A 19,580-nucleotide genomic window follows, 5' to 3' on the forward strand; every position below is an offset into this window, starting at 1 on the left:
GCGCAGATCCGGTCTGCTGCAGAAGGCTGGATCGGCGCTCGAAACCGAGGGCGCTACAAAGCAATGAGAGGGGGTCAAATCTTCAGTTCGCCCGAGGGGTCAATTCTTCGGTTCGCTTGACATGGTGCGCAGGGTCAGATCGCCAGTAGCGCCGCCGAGCAATCGGCGCACGTCGGCGGCGACGGTATCGACGAAGTAGTTGGTTCCTGGTGGGGTCTCCGGCGGCGCCCGCAGGTTCACAGGCTCCGCGCGAGCCGCTTCGGCCTGGTCGGCCGTAATGGCGCCGGTCTCGACCATGGCCTGGAGAACGGTGTCGGCCCGTTCCTTGGCGCCGCCGAGATTGCGCGTGGGGGCAAGCTGCGATGGAGCACGGACAAGGCCAGCCAGCATGGCGGCTTCGGCAAGAGACAGCTCCTTGGTCGGCTTGCCGAAATAGCGCTGGGCTGCGGCATCCACGCCATAGGCACCGGCGCCGAAATAGGCGGTGTTGAGATAGCGCAGGAGGATGTCCTCCTTGCTGAGTTGGTGCTCGAGCCAGAGGGCCAGGATAGCCTCCTGGACCTTGCGACGCAGGGTCTGCTCGGGCGACAGGAACATCAGGCGGACGAGCTGCTGCGTGATGGTGCTGGCCCCCTCCCGTGTTCCACCTGCCTGCCAGTTGCGCCAGGCGGCCCGGAGAATGCCACGGGGATCGACGCCGCCGTGCTGGTAGAAGCGGCGATCCTCGATGGCAACGATGGCTTGCGCCAAGTGAGGCGGCAGGTCGGCCGCTGTGAGCTTGGTGCCCTTGAACACGCCGCGGGTGGCAAACGTTTCGCCGCTATCGGACTGGATCACCAGAGCGCTCGGTGTCGGATCGACCTGCAGGCCGCCCTCGAGAGGCAGGGTCGCGATGCTATAGCCAATGATGAGTAAGAACAGGGTGCTGACGCTGGCAGTGACGATGAGGACGTGCCGCAGCCGGATTCGTCGGAGAAGGGCCACGATGGCCGCCCCGGCCCGCCAACCTGCGCGCGCCGCCGATCGCCGCCACGGCACTGTAACGGATGCTGCGTGAGCCGACCAAACGCGAGCCTTCCGGAGCGCGCGAAGAGGAGCGGAATGCGCCTTCGCACTGGTGGCGTGGAGGAAGGACTTGGCTCTCGCGAGAGCCTTTGTAGAGGCTTGTCGGGCAGAGGCCATAATCCGGTGAATTCGAGGCACCTGACGAGAGGGTGCCGAGCTTCCCAGCTCTAGAATGTCTCGCACCGGCTTGTCCGGCGTTGCGCTGCCCGTTCGTGTGTCGGTGATCTTCACCCGTCCTGGTTTCCTGTTGCAGTATCGTCAACTTTCGCCGGGGGTCACCTTGTTCCATCCCGCCAGTGCCCAGCGAGGTTCCCGTGCCGTCCCTCAAACCCGGGAATGCCACAGACCGGGACAATGGGCAAACCAAAGCAAGCGCCGGGAAGGATCAGATGCATGCGGAATCGAGCCTCGGAGCAACTCGCCCCAGCCGCGAAAGCTTCTCGGACGGATTGCTAGCGGCTTGGTGTGAGGAATCCCTTGGACCTCTTAGTTGACATCGGGCACGCAGTTCATAGCAACGGCGGGGACGCGGGCCGGATCGCGCTCTCGGAGGGAGCGGCCTTACCATGGAGACAAGAATATGCGTGCAACTGGTGCCCTGATCGCCTGTGCTCTGTGTTCGTGGCGCGGCGCGGCCTCGGCCGCCTCCTTCGACGGCGGCCTTCTGTCAGATTCGGGCTCGCCCCTGATCGAGATCCACCATAAGCCAAGTCATGCGGGAGGGCCGCCGTGGATGCGCAGGCGGCAAGGCGGCGGCTGGCGCGAGGAGCGTTGGCATGATCGCGCGTACTCTCGCCGCACCATCGACCGCCGCGCGGCGTGCCGGACGGTCTATCGGAGCTACTATGACGCCTATACTGGTGAGGCCGTGCGGCGGTCCGCCCGGGTCTGCGACTAGGCCGGGCCTGTCCCGAACAGCACCGTGGGATGCGACGGACGGCTGACATATTCTGCCACCCACAGGCTAGGAACGGGTCAGTCACCTTGTGCGTTTAGCCATCAAGACAATCCTAGGAGGAGTCTATGCTCCTACGACATGTACTGATAGCCGCGGTGGCCTCCCTCGGGATCGGCGGCATCGCGCAAGCCTCGCCTGCCGCATCGGTGCCGGTCCTGGACCAGGTCCAGACAGACTACGCCCATTATCGCCATTACAGGCACCGTCACCATTCAGGCTATCGACGCGTCTATCATCGCCACTACGGCTACCGTCGTCCGGTTCGGGTGGTCCGCTACCATCGCCCTTACCGCTACGGGTACTATCGACCAGCAAGGGTCGTGCGGTACGGCTACCCTGTTTATCACCGTCCTTATCGCTACGGCTACTACGGCCGGCCGTCTGGCTACTATGGACCAGGTTACTATCGGGGTAGCGGTATTTCGATCGGTGTTGGGTTCTAAATCGTCCGACCATGGCGCTCCCCCTGCTTGGGAGAGCGCCATTGTTGGTTGTCGGAAAGTACTTGAGACGCGCGCGCGAACGACGATGCGTTGAACCATGGGTAACAAATTTTCAGCCAGAGCAACTGAGACAATCCGAAAAGCCAACCGTCACAATTTCACGAAAACTCCAGACCATGCCCTTCAAGCCCATTCCCGCTTCGCTGTGGTTCTTCGATGTCGATAAGCCCGATCTCGGCGATTTCGAGTGATCCCGCTGCATTGGCTAAGGCATCAAACCGCGACCGAGTTCCAAGCCTTAGCCGTTCACATTCGATCATCTCAGGGCAGGACCACGACCTTGGTGCCGACCCGCGTTCGGCTGTAAAGATCAACGACATCGGCATTGGTCATGCGGATGCACCCGGACGAGACCGCATAGCCGATCGTCTCCGGCTCATTCGAGCCATGGATGCGGTACATCGACGAGCCAAGATAAAGAGCCCGGGCGCCGAGAGGGTTGCCCAGGCCGCCTTTCATGTAGCGCGGCAGATCAGGGCGGCGGCGCAACATTGCGGCCGGAGGGCTCCAATCGGGCCACTCCCGTTTCATGCTGACCGTCTTGGTGCCCGTCCAGGTGAAGCCAGGCCGCCCGACTCCAATGCCATACTGGATCGCCTGGCCTTGACCGAGCACGTAATAGAGGCGGCGCTGGCTGGTCGAGATGACGATCGTGCCAGGCCGATGCGAACCGCGCCAGATGACCAGTTGACGGACTGTCGGCGATACCGGCCCGCCGAACAGGCGCTCGAAGAAGCCGGCAGGTCCGCCGCTGAGCGAAGCGGACGATTGGGCTTGAGCGGAACTGGCCAGCAGGGCGCTGCATGCCAGTCCCGCGAGTGTGATCATGAGACGGGACATGCGGACCTCCCTTGTGTAGCGTGGCATAGCTTCAACGCTGAAAGCCCAGCTTGAGATCCTTGGGTGCGGCCTGTGCCGGTCCAATCATAAGGGGGGAGCCGTCGTTCAGAAGGCTCTCCAATCGCCTTCAGGCGGTCCGAGTTCTCGCCTCGGCATCCTCTGCCTTACGCACAGCGCATGCTGCCATAACCCTCATAAGCCCAGACCCGGCCGGCCGCATGCCGGACCATCCGGGCCGCCTCGGCGAGTTCCGCGTCGGCCCGAGCCTGCGCCCGGCTCTCGACGCTCTCGAGCACCAGCATCACTTGGCTGCGGTTCTCCGTCGGCAAAGCGGTGAGGGATGCCTCCAGATCCGCGGGATTGCCCAACGAGGCATCCGTCTGTCGCGCCATGGCGTAAAGGCGCTCGAGGATGATGGTGAAGGCTCGCGATGGTTCGGGCCGGGTGGTTTGAGGAGATGCGTGCATGAGTGCCCTTGCAGGTTCTTGGCGGGCGGCTGGAACAGCCGCTCTTCGTTGTGGCTCGAAGCCTGATGCCTCAGGTCGAGCCCACATAACGCCAAGCTTGCCGCAAAGTTCCCGACCCCTGCAGGATCCAGACATGTTTCAATTTCCAGGCCCCGTACCTGAACGGCCGCTTGGTGGCCGGCTCTCGCGCACATGAATCCCAGCTGAAGGAGCCATTCGGGCTGGCGTCACACCGTCTCCGCTATTGTGCCGTCATCATCAGGCTCGGATTCGAGCCTCACGTCGAGGAGAGAGTGATGCGAGCACGCACGGCAATTCTCATCGCAGGCCTGACTGGTCTTTGCCTGACGACCTCCTCAGCCCAGGCGGCTGATTACGGGATTGCTCCTTACGAAGGGGTAGAAGCCGACAACCGCAGCGAGATCTATGACGCCCCGCCGCCCGCCGTCACTGAGCGCTTTCGCGAGCAGCGAATCGAGCGCGGCCCGAGCTACGTCGAGGAAGACCAGATCTATGGCCGACCGAGGCCAGCATGGCACCGGTCCGAGTATCCCGCTGCGGCCCAGCCCTGGTGGAGAGGCGAAGATTGCCGCGTGATCATCAAGCGCCGGATGAACCCATGGGGTGAGGTCATCGAGCGGCGCATCAGGGTCTGCGACTGAGGAACATACGCAACCAGGTCTCAAGCTCGTCGTTCTCCCGATCAGCGTAGGAGGTTGCGATGAGAGCGACAGTGCCACTGATCCTGGTTGGAATGGTAGCCCTCGGCGGTGCCTCTCCCGCACAGTCCCAGCCGGCGCAAGGGACACCGACTGAGACAAGCGATCTGATCCCGCTCTCCGCTGAGAAGCAGAAGATGATCCTGAACCAGGTCAAGGCCTCCCCCGACCTGCCGGAAGCCGATCTGAACGAGTCCCTCCGGATCGGCATGGCCATTCCGCCAGAGGTGGAACTGCTTGAACTGCCTCAGGATGCCGCCACGACGGTCCCGACCGTCACGACCTACAATTACCTGATTACCGGCGACGAGATTGCGATCGTGGAGCCGGAAAGCCGAAAAGTCATTCAGCTTATCAATCGCCAATAGAAGGCTCTCGGAGTGCTCCGACAGCCTGTCTCATTGGAACGGAAAACTCTCTTGGCGATTTGACGAGCTCACCCGGTCTTGGGGAACGGCACGATCGCTCCCTCGCTTTGCTCGGCCCCATCCGGAGCGGAGCGTGCGGCTCTGGCGGCCTGAGCGCGCTCAGCGGCCGAATACACATACGAGACAAGGGTTTCGCTCGGGCAGGGCTTGGCGAGGAAAGCAGCTCCTGGCGGCAAGTCTCCGTCCTGCGGCCACGCACGGCCCGAGGTGATCAGGATCTCGACTGTTGGCCAGCGCTCATGCGTGTGTCGTGCGAGCTCATATCCGTTGAGGCCCGGCGACATCTCTACGTCCGACAGCAGGACATCCACCTCGACCCCGGCCCGCAGGACCGTCAGGGCTTCCTCGGCATTGGATGCTTCGATCACGCGGAAGTTCGCGTCCACGAGAAGGTCGGACGCAACCAGCCGCACCAGCGGCTCGTCCTCAACCAACAGAACAACACCGGAAAATGAACTGGTCACAGAGACAACATGACAAAAGACGCGAGCAGCGATGGCAGAATAACACGACTCAACGCACCCGCCGCCGCACGGTTCCGCTTGCACAGGGTGGCGGCATAGGATTCAGATCAGGTCCGGCTCCCTCCACCTGCCGCTTCCAGTGATATCCCTCCTCTGGCGAGAACCCAAGGGGCCGCATCCCGTTATTCGGGCAACAAGTTGCGTAAGAGGTCCCAATGAGTTCAGCCTCGGTCACGGCCTTTCCGCGCCGGACGCCTCTCGCTATTCTGGTCGTCGAGAATGATGTCATGGCACGAGCCCTCGTCAGCGATGAACTGCGGGCCCATGGCTTCAAGGTGCTGGAGGCGAGTTCCGGGGCGGATGCCATTACCGTGCTCGACAGCGTGCATGTCGATCTCCTGTTCATCGATATTCACCTGCCTGGCGCCCGCAATGGGTTGGACGCCGCCCGATATATACAGGACTGCGGTATGCCGACTCAGGTGATCCTCACCTCGGGCAGAGACGTCCCCTCCAATGCGGATCTCGAGGATTTCGGGCCGTTCATCCGCAAGCCCTACCTGATCTCGCAGTTGATCGATCTGGTCAGCGAGTGCCTCAACTGGCCGAACGCACCCAAAATTTGAGGATGGAACTCAGGCCCAAGCGTGACGATTAGCTCTGTATGAGCCCCGCATCGCCCAACCTGACACCGCACACCGAAATCCCTCTTCAGACCGTCCTCGTGGTTGAGGATGATGTTCTGGTTCGGCTGGTCATTGCCGACTACCTCCGAGAGTGCGGCTACAGGGTTTATGAGGCGGTGAATGCCGACGAGGCGGTTGCAGTATTGCAGTCCCCTGAGGTGTCGATCGATGTCGTGTTCAGCGATGTTCAGATGCGGGGCGACATGGACGGGTTCGGACTGGCCCGCTGGATCCGGGCCCACAAGCCCGGCGTGCAGGTCGTGCTCACCTCAGGGGTCCAGCGTTCGGCCGAAATCGCGGCGACACTCTGCGAGGCGGGCCCGTTATTGGAGAAACCGTATCCGCCGCAGGATGTGGTCGATCGTATCAGAGAGCTCATGGCGAAGGCCAAGCGCCCTTGATGTTGAACCGCGGGCTCCCATAACTCTGATGAAAAGTACTCCGAACCCCTTGCAGGACCAGCGGGAACCGAGGTCGAGCAACCGCCGTTGTTGGGCCCCATGAAGGTCAAGCCCCGCGCCCCGATCCTGGATCAACCCGTCGTGCTCCTGGTGGAGGATGAACCGCTGGTGCGGCTGACCCAGGTCGACATATTGCGCGAGGCCGGCTTCTGGGTGCTGGAAGCTGCGGATGCGGACGAGGCGTTTGAAACCTTGAGGCGGCGAAAAGACGTGCGTGTCGTGTTGACCGATGTCGACATGCCCGGCTCCCTCGACGGGTTTGAATTCGCACGCCTCGTGGCGCAGGGCTGGCCGGAAATCGCCGTGCTGGTCATGTCAGGCAAGGCCTTCCCGGGCCGGGGGGACATGCCGCCGTCGGCCGTGTTCATCGCAAAACCTGTGCATCCTGATGCGCTCGTCGAGCACCTGCGGGCCTTGATGAGTGGCCACAATCCCGCTGAAGGGTGGCTCTGGAAGCAAACAGGCTCCGGTCGAGCAAGATGATTCAAGACCGCCATTCTAGGGATGCGCCGCCGATGACAATTCAGTTGCCCTCCGGGATTGCCGCATGGTCTCTGATCAGGCTCGGCTGCCGCTCCCCGGGAGCGGATCCTCTCACGGATTGACTCAAGGATTCTGATACTCCCCTTATTGGAATAGGGGTCCAGGGCTGACCGGGATGGTAAAGCCATGTGGCGCGCTAGCATGATGATCGAGGCAGTTCGCTAACCATTTCGGAAGAGCTTGAGCCGAGAATGGCCGAAGTGCTGTCCTTCGAAGCGAAAGGAACTTGCGATGGTAAAGAACACGATCTGCCTGTGGTATGATAAGGACGCCGAGGCTGCCGCCCACTTCTACGCGGAGACCTTTCCCGACAGCGCGGTGCTTGCCGTGCACCGTGCGCCCAGTGACTTCCCGGCAGGTAAGAAGGGCGACGTCTTGACCGTCGAGTTCACGGTCGCGGGCGTTGCCTGTCTCGGTCTCAACGGCGGCTCCGCGTTCAAGCATAACGAAGCCTTCTCGTTTCAGATCGCTACCGACGATCAGGCCGAGACCGATCGCTACTGGAATGCCATTGTCGGCAACAGTGGCCAGGAGAGCGCGTGCGGCTGGTGCAAGGACAAGTGGGGAGTGTCCTGGCAGATCACGTCGCGCGTCCTGACCGAGGCGCTGGCGGCCGGCGGCGATGAAGCCAAACGTGCATTCGAGGCAATGATGGGTATGGGGAAGATCGACGTCGCCGCGATCGAGGCAGCGCGGCGCGGTTGAGTCTCCATTGCGAAGCATGGCAAATTTACTGCCAGCAGTTGTCCGCGCCGATCACTGCCCGGACTAACGAGCTTAGTCCATATCGGCGACCATGAACCGACGTTTGGTGGCCGGCTATATGTGTAATTTGGACCTGCTCCGGACTTTCCCATTTAGGACCAAACATTCGAATTTGCTCATCACAGAGGGGTTTACTGACCCATTTGCCGCTCACCAATGAAGAGGAAGCATCCGTCTCCAACATCAGGCGACCGACCGACGCCGGATGAGACCATAGGGAGTTGTGTGGCAGCGATATCTCTCGTGCGATATCGTACTGCCACTGATTGGGCTTGCCGCAACCTTCTAGGGGCCCTCGCACTGGCCGTCCCACAGAACCTCATGTCCTCCAGGAAGAGAGGGGGAGGCAGCTCAGAGATGAAGAGCGGTTCTCATCATAGCCGCGCCAAAACGGCTTAGTTTGACCCATTGCGGTCGCAAGCAAGAGAGCGAGAATGAGAGTTGCTAGGACAAGTCCGTCCACTTCGAGGCATGGCGATGAAACTTCGTGTTCTCGGTTGCGGTGACGCTTTCGGCTCAGGCGGCCGGTTCAACACGTGCTTCTACCTCGAGGGAGCAGCCACCCGCTTCCTGATCGATTGTGGGGCTTCCGCGCTGATCGCCATGCGCCGCTTCGGGGTCGATCCGAACGGCATCGAGACGGTGTTTCTGACCCACCTGCACGGTGATCATTTCGGCGGCCTGCCGTTCCTGATCCTTGATGCGCAGCTTGTCAGCCGTCGCACCGCGCCCCTGACCATCGCCGGACCGCCGGGCGTGCGCGAGCGCCTACCGGCGCTGATGGAAGCCATGTTTCCTGGGTCGTCCAACGTCGAACGCAAGTTCGCTGTGCGCCTGGTAGAGATCGAGCCGGAGACGCCGACCGAGGTCAACGGCATTGAGGTAGGGGCCTTTCCGGTAAAACATCCATCCGGCAGTCCATCCTTCGCCCTGCGACTCACCTGCGAGGACAAGGTGATCTGCTACACGGGCGATACGGAGTGGGTGGATGCCCTGATCCCTGCCGCGCGTGGGGCCGATCTTCTCATCGCGGAGGCCTATACGGCCGAACGCCCCGTGCGCTTCCATCTCGACTGGGCGACGCTGCAACAGCACTTGCCGGAGATCGCTGCTAAGTCCGTCCTGCTCTCGCACATGAGCCCGGACATGCTCCGTCGCACACCCGAGGGTGCCGAGAAGGCGGAGGACGGGTGCGTCGTTCTATTCTAATTGAACGACTGCAAGCCACCCGTGGCTGGACTCGGGAGCGAGTGCCAAGCATCAGATTTTGACGACTAGGTTAAATGGAGCAGGATTTCCTCGCAACAACCCTCCTTTACCCATGTTCCTTGAACGGCCTTTCGCGAAGTTGACATGAACCGAAACCCTGGGAGGGCTCCTTCTGCCACGGGGCGGACCCTAACAGAATTCCGCATCAGCAGCATAAGCGGACCTTCATAGGAAAGCGCTCTATATCTTAGGTTGATTAAGATCGGTCATTCACCACCAGCACTTGCTATACGTCCTGCTGTTGAATTTCCTTCGGCTATGGCCGTATATCCTGCGGCACCGCTCAGCTGGCTTGCACCATATGTCTGGTCGTGAGCGCATTGCCGGTGGCGGCGAAGGCTGCCGTATTGTCGAAGATGCACCAGGTCTCGATGCCTGCTGCAACGTCGCGCGTGAGCAGCCCTGCGATGGCGGATAGGTGCTCGGGACTATAGGCGGAGTGGTAGATTCGTGGTGAGCCATGCAGGCGATAGTACGACAGCCCACGCCATCCGCCTGGCTCGTCGGCTCCGGGAACCGGCGCCGGGTCCGCTGCCACACGGGCAATCCGCAACTCGGCGAGCAGAGCTTCGACCTCCGGCGTGAACCAGGAGGCGTGGCGGGGCTCGCAGACGATGCCACCTTCGGTCCGGCTCCTGAGGACGCTCAGGAAACTGTCGGCGATTCCTGGCTGGAAGCTCAGGCTTGGCGGCAACTGGACCAGGAGCGGGCCGAGCTTGGGCCCAAGGCCTCCCGCTTCCGACAGGAACCGGTCCAGCAGATCGCCGACGTCCCTTAGCCGGCGCTCGTGGGTGATCGCCTTCGGGACCTTTACGGCAAAGTGGAAGGTCTCCGGCACCGACGCCGCCCAGCGCTCGTAAGTGGTCGTTCGATGCGGGCGGTAGAATGACGAATTGATTTCCACCGCGTTGAAGACGGCGCCGTAACGCTCCAGGTGGGATCCTGCCACCGGGAAGGGTGCTGCATGCTCCTTCGGAATGCTCCAGGCGGCAGTACCGATCCGGATTTCGCCCGAGCCGGGTGCTCGGGATGCCAGGTAATCTGCGTCAGGAGCGACCTGCATGCCTCCTCGCTCGAATGGCCTCGCCATGCCAACGCGGCGTGCCGATCAGGCGTTCCGTCCGCCTCGGCCATGGTGCGGCCGGCCCGGCCAGCAAGAGGTCAGATATCTTGACGTCTCGCCTCGCGACTATCCCCTGCGCTCTCCATCATGATGAGGAGCATAGCCCCGGCTGGTTCGGCCATATTCCGGAACATGGTCGTCGCGTCCGCGCCACTGACCATGGACCATCCAGGCTAAGACATACCCGGCAGCTGCGGCGAGCAGCAGGGACATCAGCGGGTTCTCGGCTGTGTGCTGGCCAACGGCTCGGCGACTCTCCTGGTAATATTGCTCAGCCTGCGGGTAGCGTTCACGGGCTTGCCGCACATAGTCCCGGCCCTCACGATAAGCTTCACGCGCCTTTCCAGAGGCCGTCTGGGCTACGTCCTGCAAAGTGTCTCTCACCTGATCCAGAAGCTGCTCGGCAGTATCCTGCTCGGCTTTATCCTGCCGGTCTCGGCTCGGTGGGCTGGAGGTGGCTGTCCCTAGCTCGCGCGGGACTTCCGTGACAGGCTCCTTGGTGACCGTCACCGAGATTGGATCACTGGTCGGGAAGGTCTCCTCGATGGCATGATCCAGTCGTGCATCGAGGTTCTCCTTCGAATTCTCGGGCAGATCGCAATCCGGAGGACAAGGCTGTGGCTGACCTGTCGCTTCACGAGGGCTGGACTGGGGTGAGGCTGAGCGTGTATCGGCCATGGCGACTCTCCGTCATGGAGGCTCGGTAAAGAACGAATCCGGCTCCGTTTCATGGGACCAACTCTGATCCGGCATCCCCGTTCCGGAGAAGATTAACATCGTTGAAAAACATAGCTGTAACTCAGGCCGGGATCGTGAGGTGCGGCAATAGGTTAGGAACGAGCCGGACCTGAGACAGTTGGTTCTGTGGACGCCAGCAAGCGTCAGTTCTCCCAGGAGGGAGCCATGCCAATGGATAAAGATCGTGTGAAAGGCGCAGCCACCCGCACAGGCGGCAAGATCAAGCAAGCTGCCGGTGACATGACCGGCGATACCAAACTGCAAGCTGAGGGCAAGATGGACCAAGCCAAAGGCAAGGTCCAGAATGCCTTGGGAAGCGCCAAGGACGCGCTTAAAAAGTGAGCTCCCGAGCATCTAAGCGGTAAACTTAGACTCGGTGAAATGCTCGACAGAGCGCACGAAAACGGGCGGCCCTGATGAAAGAACCGCCCGTTGTGAAATTCACTCACGCAGCACCGACGTGGTTCCGGATTACCCATCAGGTTTATCCAAATTCTTGAGTGGCAGGAAACGCAGTACGGAACCTCCGTTCAGCCCTCATGCTTGGAACTGGCTTTCGCCTCAACCACTTCGCTGACAACCCATTTGCTGGATTGTACTCTCGTGTTGCTTTTGTCTTTCTTGGGTTTCTTGGCTTCGCGATTGCCATATTGTTCACGGAGCACCATGGCAGAATCCTCCTGGGAGGTGATAGCGGTCCTCTTACCGCTCAAGAAGTTCCAATGGATACGACGCGACATCCTTGACCCGCATGGGCCAGCCAATGTTGCTGCAATCCCGCGGCGGCGAGGGCAGATACCCTTTGGTTGTCAAAGGGGGCCTCCTGGATTGCCTACACGTGCCGATCGTGCAAGCCCATTGCAAGTGGCGTCTCTCAATGCGCAAGAGGCTGCAGCGCCAGAGCATCGTGTTGTTCATGTGGAACCGGAGGTCCGCGTCAGCGAAAACCGGGTTCAATTTTCACTCACGAGGCCCTTCGGGTCCGCCCTATAGGCTAGGATCTAACGCGTGTCGTAGTCCCACTTGATCATCTTCTCCGGTCGGGCGTGATCTAGGCCTTCGCGGCTTGATCAGGGATCGGCGAAGCCTGTGGCCCGCACCGCCAGGGTGCCGGCACGGGGGTCTTGGGTGAAGAACAGCCCGCCGTGCCGCTCCGAGTTTCCGGGGACATAGTCGAGGACCGCCCGGCTGGTTTCCGCATCTGCGGTCACCCCGGACACTGTGCCCTCGATTTCCACCTGTGCGGCAGCCTCTCCGGCAGTATTCCGGGCCCTGAACAGCACCCGAAAGCCGCTCTCCACGGGGGAAACGCTTCCGACCTCGACGATGATTGCAGGATGCGTGGACGCGCCATTGAATGCCTGCCACCCGATTACACCGAAAAGGCCGAGCACCAAAATTAGACCGATGCCGGAGGCCACCCATTCCAGCCACGGCACTTGCGGCCGGAATTTTTCGGGGCGGATGCCGGTTGCTTTGAATTCTTGGTCCATCACCGGCTCACACCACCAGTCGCGCCGTCGCGGCGCCGAGCGACGCTGGGAAGCCGAGCACCACCAGCATGTTCGCGATCTCGGCCATGGCCACACCGTCCGTTCGCCCGAAGCTCCAGAGCACATAAAGGCTCACCAGCAGGGCAATGCCGTAGCCGGCCAGTGTGAAGCGCAGGAAGTTCGACAGGAAGGTCCCGCCCTCAGGCTTGCTCTCCTGGCCGGAGAACCCAATGCTGTAGACGAAGACATGCAGGAGAAGCATCGAGAGCACGCCGAGCGCCAGGGCATGCCATGGGCTCATCTGGAAGGCGATCAGGATCATCTCCTCCGTCGGGGCCATGTTGAAGGCCAGGAACAGGGCGCCGGCCAGCATGAGGAAGAGCTCGCCGCTATAGCCAGCCTCCTGCTTGCGCTCCTCCTCTGCCTTCAGGTCCTGCTCCGCCCCGAGCTGCTTGCGCCCAAGCATGGCGCCGAAGCTCGCCGGTACGCTCTGTAGGGCCACCCGCCCGACGATGTCGCCCCCGCTCATCTCGAAGGTGATCACCGCAAGTGCCACGAGAAGCACCGCGGACGTGATGACGCCGACCCCAAAGGCGGCGAAGGCGTCCATCGCATCCTCTTTGAGGCTGAAGGTCTTCTCGAAGCCCGAGAAGTATGAGAGGCCGACCAAGACCACGAGTGTGAAGGTCATGAGCAGCAGCAGTCGGCCACGGCCCATGGCAAAGCCCAGCGACCACATCTCCATGGTCATCAGCAGCGGGAGGCTAAAGAGGATCGAGCCGCCGAAGGCCCGCGCCAGACCGATAGCATAACGTTCGCTTGTCACTCGGGCCCTGCTCCTTTCCTATAATTTCAAGGTTCGCCTGCCACGGCGGGTCAAGCTTGACTGAAAGGGGAACCCGCCATGCGGGGCCGGGTTCCGGATTCGGGTCGTGACGCGGGCTTCCCGCCTGGGCAGACCAGGGCGCAAATGACCGGCCGAGGCCGGTTCAGCCCAGGCATGTCAGGTTGACTTGCCTGGGGCGGGATAGAGAATTCCGTCGGGCGAAGGGCGGGCTCCGGGCGTGAGCGACGCGGGCTCTATTTTTCTCGGGCCCATGATGTGAAACACAGAGTGACCGGAGGCGAGCAGGTAATCAGTGATGATCCGACGGTGGCACCGCCACCACACCGCCTCAGCGCACATGATCGCGGTGATGCTTTGGCCTCCGAGATCGATCAGGCGCTCGAGCCCCTCCCTGAACCGGTCCGTCAGGGCATAGTCGGCATAGTTCCGAAAGCTGGCGCTCTCCCAATAATCATTCGGGGACGGCTCGATCAGACGCTGCCGGCCACGCAGCCCGCCTAGCTCGGCGATATGCTGGTATCCGATCTGATAGCCGCCGAGGCTTCCGGGCAGCGCGTCGCGGTTGAACTGCGGATTGGTACGGGAGCGGGGGACCGTCCGCACATCCACCACGAGACGGACATTGGCCTCGCGCAGCAGGTCCACGAACTCCTGAATGGTGCGGGTCGAGTGCCCGATCGTGTAGAACGGATTTGCCATGCCGATCAGCGGGTGTTTGGGGACGCGGTTGCGTCCGCCAGCTTTTTCCTCAGGCTTCTGATCTCCTCGAAGCGGCTGGTCACATCGCGCATGACGGCGGCGAGACCCTGCATCTGTCCGCGCTCGTCCTTGAGCGGCACGATGGTGAACTCCAGCGAGATGCGCTGACCGTCCTTGCGGAGGCCAGGTACCGAGAGGAGGTCGCCTTCGCCGTAATGGCTCTCACCGGTTGTCATGACGCGGTGAAACCCCTCCCAGTGACGTGCCCGCAGGCGCTCCGGGATGATCAGGTCCAGCGATTGGCCCAAAGCCTCGTCGGCGCGATGGCCGAAGATCCGCTCGGCGCCTGCGTTCCAAACCCGGATGACCCCGTCGCGGTCCGTTGCCACGATTGCATCCGCGGCAGCAGAAAGAATCGCATCGCCAACCAGTCCAGCCAGTTCCATTCGCACCGCCTGTTCACCGTCCCGGGCCAAGTTGTATTCTAGGACATATCACTCTTCCCCCGGATCCCAATCCTGATCGGCACGGCCCTTTCAGAGAGATGAGCGCTTGGACCTTGGAAGCGGCCGCAGCATCTGTGCCTGGGCTGCTGCTTCCGGCCCCGTGCCTCCAGATTCTGGATGGGCTTCGCTCTTCAGGCTTGCATGCAGACAGTGGTGAACTGGTGGAAATGCCAATCCCAGCCCGAGGCCCCAGAGCAGCTGGGCCAGCAGCAGGCCCGCAGCGGGATAGCCCTGCAGGATGGGCTCGTCCGGCAGCCATTGCAGCAGCGGAATCGGCCCTAGCATCCAGAGGATGAAGCCATACGCCATTCCGAAGAGCCAGCCGCCCCGCACGTCGTTGGCCGCGCGCTGGAACAGCCAGCCGTAGAGGATCCCGCCGAAGAGCATCAGGCCAGTGTAGGTGAGACTGGCCGCGAACACGGACGTGCCGGTGGCCCGGGCCGGAGCGTCGAGGGACTGAAACCCGGCCAGGACCGCCAAGGCCGGGACAGTGGCGATCACGCCCGCGACGGCGCCTACCAGAAGCGGCCGTTGGGTCGGACCGGCATCAAGGCCATGGGCCTGAAGCATCCTAAGCATGGTGCCTCCATGCCCCCTGCATTGCGATTTTCGACGCGTCTTCCAGCACCGCCTCGATGGATGGGGCTGCGCCGAGGTCTGCCTGGAAGAGGCGTACAAGATGCTGATAGGCTAAGCCGACGATCCGCGGATCGCGGTTGAGATCGAACAAGCCGACTGGATTCACGTTGCCGAGCGGCTCCCGCAGGGCGATGTCCCAATCGACCTGATCAGTTAGCGAGTACCAGGTGAAGCCCACGATCGGCACGCCGGTCTGTCGGATCAGCTGGACGTTGTGCCATTGCCGCCAGAGCCAGCGTGGTCCATCTCGGGCATCCATTCGGTTGGTCTCGGTGTGCATCATCGGCCGCCGATAGCGCTGGTAGTACTGGCCCGCAATGGCGTACCAGCCAAATAGCTCTCCTAGCGTCTGCGCATGCCCGGTGCTGTCGATGAGCTTTTCGTTCCACTCGTAGTAATCGACACCCAAAATCGCCCGACTGCGTACATTCTGCTGCATGAACCAGGCGTACTCCTCGGGCGGCATGCCGTGCCGGAGGAGATAGGCGCGTGTATCTTCATGGACCGGCCTTGCATACAGGAGATCCAGCGGCAGAAAGCGCCGCTCGTTCTCGAAGGCCGCAATGCGGCGGACCTCGGGATCAGGGCAGCAGGGCTGATAGAACTCGCCGCTCTCGCTGTTGATGAAGACGGCATCGGAACGCTCAGAGGCAATCGCCTGCATCATCAGCACGCTGGCCTTGGCGAGGTGACGCACGGCCGTGACGAAGGCATGCTCGTCCCGGCACTGCTCGTTCCACAATCCTTCCAGGGCGCTGAGCTTAGCGCACACATACATCTCGTTCACGGGAGTATAGAACCGCACCCGTGGGTAGCGCCGGGCGAAAGCCCTCGCATAATCCGCGAGCGCCTGTGGCACCTCCGGGTTCTGGAAATTCTGCAGCCAGTCGGGCAGGCCGAAATGGCAGAGATCCATGATCGGCGCGATGCCGAGTCGCTCCATCTCGGCGGAGACCTCATCAAGAAAGGCCCAGTCATATTCGCCGGGGCCCCGGTTGATCAGGTGCAGGGGAGGGCCATAGCGCAGATAGCGAAGGCCGAGCTCCCGGACGAGCCGAAGGTCGGTGCGCCAGTGGCGGTAGTGGCCGCAGGCTGCCATCTGGTCCATGCGCCAATGTCCCCCCTCGAGCGTGGGATAGCTGCATTCGATCCCAGTAGCGAACATGAAGTGGTGATCGGAGGGCCCGGGAGCCGAACGGAGATGCGGATGAGCTCCGGCCGACTGGCGGCCCGGACTTAGGGAACGGTTGGCGGGATAGCCGACGGGCCGTGTGTAGAGCAGGCCCAGCACGCTGCCCCAGATCAGGTGGCCGACCCCAATCGAGAGTGGCTCGTGCGCGCCCCCGCTCAAGCCGAACAGGCCGGAAGACGGCCAATGGCCGCTTTGGACGAGAGGGTGCATCAGATCGAACTGAGGATGCATGATCAGGATCGCTAGCGGCATGGGCACGAAGGCGAACACCAAGCCTTGCACGGCTGGGCGCAGCGGCAGAACGGACCAAAAGAAATAGGCGTAGAAGACCGCCCAGATCGCGCCGACGATCAGGTGGATCGACATCCCGGCCAACCAGGATGCCCATGGGCCTGCGTTGGGAAGGACCAAGGTCCCGAGCATCATGATGAGGTCAAAGAACGGCACGCCGGCCCAGATCAGCAGCCGCGCGACAACCTCCCAGGCAACGGCGCCCGCCATGCCGGCGAGAATGGCTTTCGAATAGGCAACCGAGCGGATCATGGCGTCCTCGTCCGTGCCCGGTGGGACCTTGGGGATGATCATTGGATGAGGAGGGATCAGGAAGGTTCCCGCAACTATCCGGGACAGTCTCTCTACATGCGCCTGACAATGCCGTGACGATAATCCCGTCGACGGATCGGAAGGTCTGGAGCGTGATACCGGGGATCGGTTCCTGCCTGCCATTGGCACGGATGAGCTGCCAATGGGTGTCCTGCCGGGTTAGCCGACAATGGTCCACCCTCTGCTCGTCTGCCTTCGGCATATGCCCAAGCACCGCATAAGCCTGGGACTTCTCGATCTGATCGGCGGCCAAGGCCGGGGACTGAAGGCGGCAAACAGGGCAAGTGTGGCGACGGCAGTCCTCAGGTTCTGTTGCAAACTTGAAGTATAGCCAATTTTTCGGTGCCATTTGGCGGTATGGTAGCGGCGCCAAGCCTTTTATTCTACAGGATCCGGTCACCGGGAGCGCTCGCGTATAGACAAGTAAAACCGAACTTGCGACAGAACCCTGACCGCCTCGCATGGAGCGGAGCTTGGCCCGTCAGGCGGCAATTGCTTCCTCAGAGAACCAGTCCATGAGGCTTCCGCGCCGGCGCAGGGCTGCGTCGTACTCAGCCCAGTTCGTCACCCGGTGCCGCTTTCTGGGAATGTGGTGACGGCGAAGTCCTCCTATGCCATCCAGCTTCGGTTGCTAAATCGCCTATCCGCGCGACAAGGCGCCTGTTGCTGACTTCTCCCGGTTAGCGTGACATCTCCATTCCGACAGAGGTTTCCTTCAGGAGCGGGCTTGTGCCTAATAGTGCCTGCTCCAGGGCCGAAGCAAATTCACAGACGGCCGTCGGTAGCTTGCGTCCGGCCAAAGCACTTATGTCGATTGACGCATGCTTGAACGCCGCATCGCTCAGCGGAACCGCCTTGACGAGGTTCAGCTTGACTTCGCGTTGTATCGAACGGGGAGGCAGGATGGACACCCCAGCACCGGAGCGGGCAAACCCGCGAAGTGCCTCAATCGAGTTCGTCTCAAGCGCAGGTTCGATCGAGGTCCCAAACCTGCGGCATTGATCATCGATAAGACGGCGGATGCCGAAACCAACTTCTGGGATGCCGATCGGGAATGGCAGGAGTTCGGAAAATGCGACCTGCGTCAAAAGAGCGAGTGGGTGGTCTGGATGCACGACGGCGGCAACCGGGTCACGCACTCGGCGGACAAAGTGCACCAGCGGATGGGGTTGCGCATTGAACGAGATGCCAAGATCGGCCTGACCGTCGTGCACGGCCGGGATGACCTCGCTCGTGCCCGTGGCGACGAGCTTGAAGGCGATTCCGGGATGCTTGGCTCTGAAGACGGCTACAGCGTTCGTAAGAGCATCGGCAATGATGCCCTCAACCGTGTAGATGCGAATGGTCCCGCGCCTCAGCCCTCGCAGAGCCTCCAGCTCCGAACGAACCCGCTCGCTTTCGAGCGCGGCAGATCGGGCGTAGTTCAAATAGATCTCGCCGGCAGCCGTTAGGACCATTCCGCGCGGACGCCGCTCAAACAGCTCCATCCCAAGCTCGTGCTCAAGGTTTTGAATCTGTCTGCTGACAGCGGACGATGCAACATTGAGCCGTTCACCAGCCTCACGAACTGATCCTGTGCGAGCAACCTCGATAAAATACCGGACTTGGCTCTGAGACATTGGGAAGGCCCTTAACGTTCGAAAAATGGCAACGAAGTGCTGCAGCATCGCATCTTGTTCGAACGCAGGCGAGAGGTAGCATGCTCTCCACACAAGTTTGAGGCCATGATGACCGGAAGTTCTGAACGTATCGCCCTCATCGGTTTTGGAGCAATCGGGCAGACGGTTGCGGCTGGCCTCATCGAGGATTGCAGTGGTTCGGAGCTCGTTGGCATACTGGTCCGTCCGGGCCATGTTGACCGAGCGCGGAAGGCGCTGCCGGGCAATGTGCAGATCGTGACGAGTCTGCTCGATCTCCTGGCATACAGTCCGACGCTCGTCGTGGAATGCGCGGGGCAGGATGCCGTGCGTAGCTATGCGGTTGGAGTGCTCAAGGCCGGTATTCGCCTCATGATCATCTCGACAGGCGCTCTCGCCGAGCCGGGTTTCCTTGAAGGTTTGCTGGAGGCCGCCACTCCACCGGCACAGCTTCTCATACCGGCGGGGGCAATCGCCGGACTCGATGGGCTTGGAGCGCTGAAACTTGCGGGCATTAACAAAGTTACATACACATCCGTAAAACCGCCTGTCGCATGGCGTGGCACTCCTGCCGAGCAGATCCTCGACCTCGAGGGTCTAGAGGCGCGGACTGTCTTCTTCGAGGGAAGTGCCCGTGAGGCCGCCCTGAACTATCCTAAGAATGCTAATCTGGCTGCGACAGTCGCCCTTGCGGGGCTCGGCTTCGAGCGGACAACGGTGCGCCTCGTGGCGGACCCATCGGCCGCCGGCAACACAGGCGTCCTCGAAGCAGAAAGCGAGATCGGCAGCATGAGCGTTGTGATGGCAGGCCATGCCAGCAGCAATCCGAAGACGTCTGCGTCAACCGCCTACAGCCTGCTCCATGCAATCCAATCGCGATCATCGGTGCTGATCATTTGAGCACTCGTTGCCGAAACGAGAACGGATTGTTCCAG

The 19,580-nt window shown here is 61.7% G+C and carries 24 protein-coding genes; 10 read left to right on the forward strand and 14 right to left on the reverse strand.

The window, feature by feature from the left end; genetic code table 11:
- Positions 1-99: 99 nt before the first annotated feature.
- On the reverse strand, positions 100-984 hold the full coding sequence (locus ACS5Q0_RS23555) for a transglycosylase domain-containing protein (RefSeq protein WP_473129089.1): 885 nt from the start codon (positions 982-984) through the stop codon (positions 100-102).
- A 661-nt stretch (positions 985-1,645) separates the two neighbouring features.
- Between ACS5Q0_RS23555 and ACS5Q0_RS23560 the strand changes: the two genes are divergently transcribed.
- Positions 1,646-1,963, forward strand: coding sequence for a hypothetical protein (locus ACS5Q0_RS23560; RefSeq protein ID WP_473129090.1), 318 nt, complete (start codon positions 1,646-1,648; stop codon positions 1,961-1,963).
- Positions 1,964-2,787: 824 nt separating this feature from the next.
- Here the strand turns inward: ACS5Q0_RS23560 and ACS5Q0_RS23565 are convergent.
- Both ACS5Q0_RS23565 and ACS5Q0_RS23570 read right to left on the reverse strand, forming a co-directional pair.
- On the reverse strand, positions 2,788-3,366 hold the full coding sequence (locus tag ACS5Q0_RS23565) for a L,D-transpeptidase (protein WP_473129091.1): 579 nt from the start codon (positions 3,364-3,366) through the stop codon (positions 2,788-2,790).
- A gap of 164 nt (positions 3,367-3,530) precedes the next feature.
- Positions 3,531-3,833, reverse strand: a complete 303-nt coding sequence (locus ACS5Q0_RS23570) for a hypothetical protein (protein ID WP_473129092.1) — start codon at positions 3,831-3,833, stop codon at positions 3,531-3,533.
- Between the two features lie 296 nt (positions 3,834-4,129).
- On the opposite strand from ACS5Q0_RS23570, the gene ACS5Q0_RS23575 reads away from it, so the two are divergent.
- Both ACS5Q0_RS23575 and ACS5Q0_RS23580 read left to right on the forward strand, forming a co-directional pair.
- A complete protein-coding gene (locus ACS5Q0_RS23575; RefSeq protein WP_473129093.1) occupies positions 4,130-4,495 on the forward strand; it encodes a hypothetical protein in 366 nt (121 codons plus the stop codon).
- A gap of 59 nt (positions 4,496-4,554) precedes the next feature.
- Positions 4,555-4,920, forward strand: coding sequence for a DUF1236 domain-containing protein (locus ACS5Q0_RS23580; protein WP_473129094.1), 366 nt, complete (start codon positions 4,555-4,557; stop codon positions 4,918-4,920).
- A 68-nt stretch (positions 4,921-4,988) separates the two neighbouring features.
- On the opposite strand, the gene ACS5Q0_RS23585 is transcribed toward ACS5Q0_RS23580, so the two are convergent.
- Positions 4,989-5,444, reverse strand: coding sequence for a response regulator (locus ACS5Q0_RS23585; RefSeq protein ID WP_473129095.1), 456 nt, complete (start codon positions 5,442-5,444; stop codon positions 4,989-4,991).
- A gap of 215 nt (positions 5,445-5,659) precedes the next feature.
- Between ACS5Q0_RS23585 and ACS5Q0_RS23590 the strand changes: the two genes are divergently transcribed.
- The 5 genes from ACS5Q0_RS23590 (at position 5,660) to ACS5Q0_RS23610 (ending at position 9,108) form a co-directional block, all read left to right on the forward strand.
- Complete coding sequence (locus ACS5Q0_RS23590; protein WP_473129096.1) at positions 5,660-6,070, forward strand: response regulator; 411 nt, start codon at positions 5,660-5,662, stop codon at positions 6,068-6,070.
- A gap of 38 nt (positions 6,071-6,108) precedes the next feature.
- A complete protein-coding gene (locus ACS5Q0_RS23595; RefSeq protein WP_473129097.1) occupies positions 6,109-6,531 on the forward strand; it encodes a response regulator in 423 nt (140 codons plus the stop codon).
- 99 nt (positions 6,532-6,630) lie between these two features.
- Positions 6,631-7,074, forward strand: a complete 444-nt coding sequence (locus ACS5Q0_RS23600) for a response regulator (protein ID WP_473129098.1) — start codon at positions 6,631-6,633, stop codon at positions 7,072-7,074.
- 291 nt (positions 7,075-7,365) lie between these two features.
- Positions 7,366-7,839: a VOC family protein gene (locus tag ACS5Q0_RS23605; protein ID WP_473129099.1), complete on the forward strand. Its 474-nt coding sequence runs from the start codon at positions 7,366-7,368 to the stop codon at positions 7,837-7,839.
- A 537-nt stretch (positions 7,840-8,376) separates the two neighbouring features.
- Positions 8,377-9,108 (forward strand): MBL fold metallo-hydrolase, encoded by a 732-nt coding sequence (locus ACS5Q0_RS23610; RefSeq protein WP_473129100.1) that lies wholly within the window; start codon positions 8,377-8,379, stop codon positions 9,106-9,108.
- A gap of 343 nt (positions 9,109-9,451) precedes the next feature.
- Here the strand turns inward: ACS5Q0_RS23610 and ACS5Q0_RS23615 are convergent, their stop codons facing one another.
- On the reverse strand, positions 9,452-10,231 hold the full coding sequence (locus tag ACS5Q0_RS23615) for a DUF72 domain-containing protein (RefSeq protein WP_473129101.1): 780 nt from the start codon (positions 10,229-10,231) through the stop codon (positions 9,452-9,454).
- Positions 10,232-10,357: 126 nt separating this feature from the next.
- Positions 10,358-10,969: a hypothetical protein gene (locus tag ACS5Q0_RS23620; RefSeq protein ID WP_473129102.1), complete on the reverse strand. Its 612-nt coding sequence runs from the start codon at positions 10,967-10,969 to the stop codon at positions 10,358-10,360.
- 225 nt (positions 10,970-11,194) lie between these two features.
- On the opposite strand from ACS5Q0_RS23620, the gene ACS5Q0_RS23625 reads away from it, so the two are divergent.
- The gene (locus ACS5Q0_RS23625) at positions 11,195-11,371 is read left to right on the forward strand and encodes a CsbD family protein (RefSeq protein WP_473129103.1); all 177 of its coding nucleotides are present in this window, start codon (positions 11,195-11,197) and stop codon (positions 11,369-11,371) included.
- A 188-nt stretch (positions 11,372-11,559) separates the two neighbouring features.
- Here ACS5Q0_RS23625 and ACS5Q0_RS23630 read toward each other — a convergent pair whose 3' ends face one another.
- The 8 genes from ACS5Q0_RS23630 to ACS5Q0_RS23665 form a co-directional block, all read right to left on the reverse strand.
- The gene (locus ACS5Q0_RS23630; protein ID WP_473129104.1) at positions 11,560-11,697 is read right to left on the reverse strand and encodes a hypothetical protein; all 138 of its coding nucleotides are present in this window, start codon (positions 11,695-11,697) and stop codon (positions 11,560-11,562) included.
- Positions 11,698-12,099: 402 nt separating this feature from the next.
- Complete coding sequence (locus tag ACS5Q0_RS23635; RefSeq protein ID WP_473129105.1) at positions 12,100-12,522, reverse strand: hypothetical protein; 423 nt, start codon at positions 12,520-12,522, stop codon at positions 12,100-12,102.
- Positions 12,523-12,529: 7 nt separating this feature from the next.
- Positions 12,530-13,348: a TIGR02587 family membrane protein gene (locus tag ACS5Q0_RS23640; protein WP_473129106.1), complete on the reverse strand. Its 819-nt coding sequence runs from the start codon at positions 13,346-13,348 to the stop codon at positions 12,530-12,532.
- A gap of 177 nt (positions 13,349-13,525) precedes the next feature.
- Positions 13,526-14,068: a DUF488 domain-containing protein gene (locus ACS5Q0_RS23645; RefSeq protein ID WP_473129107.1), complete on the reverse strand. Its 543-nt coding sequence runs from the start codon at positions 14,066-14,068 to the stop codon at positions 13,526-13,528.
- A 5-nt stretch (positions 14,069-14,073) separates the two neighbouring features.
- Positions 14,074-14,514, reverse strand: coding sequence for a PAS domain-containing protein (locus ACS5Q0_RS23650; RefSeq protein ID WP_473129108.1), 441 nt, complete (start codon positions 14,512-14,514; stop codon positions 14,074-14,076).
- Positions 14,515-14,604: 90 nt separating this feature from the next.
- Positions 14,605-15,153 carry a hypothetical protein gene (locus tag ACS5Q0_RS23655; RefSeq protein WP_473129109.1) on the reverse strand — a complete coding sequence of 183 codons (549 nt, stop codon included), beginning with the start codon at positions 15,151-15,153 and terminating at the stop codon, positions 14,605-14,607.
- Complete coding sequence (locus tag ACS5Q0_RS23660; RefSeq protein ID WP_473129110.1) at positions 15,146-16,948, reverse strand: family 1 glycosylhydrolase; 1,803 nt, start codon at positions 16,946-16,948, stop codon at positions 15,146-15,148. Before ACS5Q0_RS23660 ends, ACS5Q0_RS23655 begins: the two co-directional genes overlap by 8 nt.
- Before the next feature lie 740 nt (positions 16,949-17,688).
- Positions 17,689-18,861 (reverse strand): LysR family transcriptional regulator, encoded by a 1,173-nt coding sequence (locus ACS5Q0_RS23665; protein WP_473129111.1) that lies wholly within the window; start codon positions 18,859-18,861, stop codon positions 17,689-17,691.
- Between ACS5Q0_RS23665 and ACS5Q0_RS23670 the strand changes: the two genes are divergently transcribed.
- Positions 18,808-19,545, forward strand: a complete 738-nt coding sequence (locus ACS5Q0_RS23670) for an aspartate dehydrogenase (RefSeq protein ID WP_473129132.1) — start codon at positions 18,808-18,810, stop codon at positions 19,543-19,545. The two genes, ACS5Q0_RS23665 and ACS5Q0_RS23670, sit on opposite strands and share 54 nt — an antisense overlap.
- Positions 19,546-19,580: the final 35 nt, after the last annotated feature.

The sequence above is a fragment of the Microvirga sp. HS2 genome (assembly GCF_055792805.1).